We start from the raw sequence: 1705 nt of genomic DNA, 5'->3' as shown, positions 1-1705 counted from the left end.
GACCGCCGCGGCCGATCCGAGCGCGAGGAACCGGCGCCGGGACGAACCGCCGGGCGGCGGGGGCGGTGCCCAGGTGGGCGGCGGCGGGACCTGCGGATATTGCGGCGGAGGCGGCACGGCCACCGGCGCGTAGGTGGGCCGGGGCGGCGGTACGGTCGCGCCCGGGTCGGTGGGCGCCGGCGGCTTGGCCAACGGCACGCCGCGGCGGACGTGGGCGTCGCCGGGGACCGGTTCGGCGGTGGGCGGTGCGGCCGAGCGCGGCGGAACGACCGCGTCGTCGGTCGACGCCTCGGGGTCGTCGTTCCAGGACGGCACGGCGCTCCTTCGGATCGAGTCGGCCGGATACGCGACATCGCGTATCCGGCGACACATGACAGGTGGTCGGCTCCAAGGCGTCGGCCCCGGACGTCGGCCCCGGGACGTCAGCTCGGTACCACGCCGAACTCGCGGTTGACGATGGCGTTCGCGGCGGCCGCCGCGACGAGCGGATCCGCGCCCGCGAGGGTCTGCCTGGACAGCTCGGCGAGCGGACGCTCCGACCAACCCGGCGCGACCGGATACGCGCGGGCGCCGGGCAGCGCCGCCATCGCGGCCGGGATCACCGGGTTGTCCGGCGGGAGCGCGCGGTCCAAGCCGGTACGGATCGGCACCAGGTGACCGTCACCGGCCAGCCGGGCCCGCCACCGGTCACCGGCGAGCAGCGCGAGCAACTGGATCGCACTCTCTTTGAACAGGCTGGTCGCCGACACCGCGAGCACGGTCCCGCGCACGCCCACCGCGCCCGGCTTGCCCGCCGTGCGGCCCGGAATCGGAAACGCCCCGAGGACCGCCCGCAGCGCGGGATTCGCCGCGATCAACGCGTCGTACAAGGACGCCTCGCCCAGCACCGACGCGACGCCGCCCTTGGCGAAGCGCGCCGCCACCGCCGCGTCGTCGTCACCGACCGCGGCCGCGTCGGGAGCGTACGACTGCAGGTGGCGGAAGAACCTGGCGCCCTCGGTCGAGCCGGGCAGGTCGAGGGTGCCCCGCCACGCGTCGCCCTCCTGGACGGCGATCGTGCCGTCGTCCTCCCACACGCACGACGCCAACACCGGCCACGCCGTCCCGGGCACGTACAGCGCGCGGAAGTCGGGGTTGGCGGCATTGACAGTGCGCAGCTTCTCCAGGTCGGCCACCCATGTCACGCGGTCGGCGGGCACCCCCACCTGCGCGGCCTGGAACAGGCCCTTGTCGTAGAGCACCACCGGCACGCTCGCCGACAGCGGCAGCGCGTACACGCGAGCGGCCGACGTGCACGCGGCGCGCACCGCGGGGAACCAAGCGGCGCCGTCGAACCGGTCCTGCAACGGGGTCAGGTCCATCACCAGTTCGGCCGCCTCGAACCGGGCCAGGGTCAGCAGGTCGACTTCGAACACGTCGGGTCCGCGATCCGCGCGCAGCGCCTGCTCCAACGCCTGGGCGTAGTTCGCCTTCGGCTGCACGTGGCTGCCGAGCCGTACGCCGGCGGACCCTTGTGCGAACTCGATACCCAGGTCGCCGAGTACGGCGCTCGGGATCAGGCCCTCGGTCGTCCAGATGGTGAGCTCGCGGATGCCGGGAGGCGGCGACGCGGGAGGCGGGACGGCGGCCGCGTGGGTGGCGGGGGTCGTCGGCACGGGCTTGGCGGCGGACTTGCCGTCGCCGCCGCGCGAGAGCGCCCAAGCCG

1 protein-coding gene and 1 pseudogene are annotated in these 1705 nt (G+C 75.2%); both read right to left on the bottom strand.

The window, feature by feature from the left end; translation table 11 throughout:
- Nucleotides 1-315, bottom strand: a pseudogene (locus tag GT354_RS26355) (hypothetical protein); the annotation flags it as partial.
- A 107-nt stretch (nucleotides 316-422) separates the two neighbouring features.
- A partial coding sequence (locus GT354_RS26350) for an extracellular solute-binding protein (RefSeq protein WP_161358866.1) occupies nucleotides 423-1705 on the bottom strand: 1283 nt, incomplete at its 5' end.

This window comes from Streptomyces sp. SID3343 (assembly GCF_009865215.1).
In the GTDB taxonomy this organism is placed as follows: domain Bacteria; phylum Actinomycetota; class Actinomycetes; order Streptomycetales; family Streptomycetaceae; genus Embleya.
This window is presented reverse-complemented; position numbering and strand designations above follow the sequence as displayed.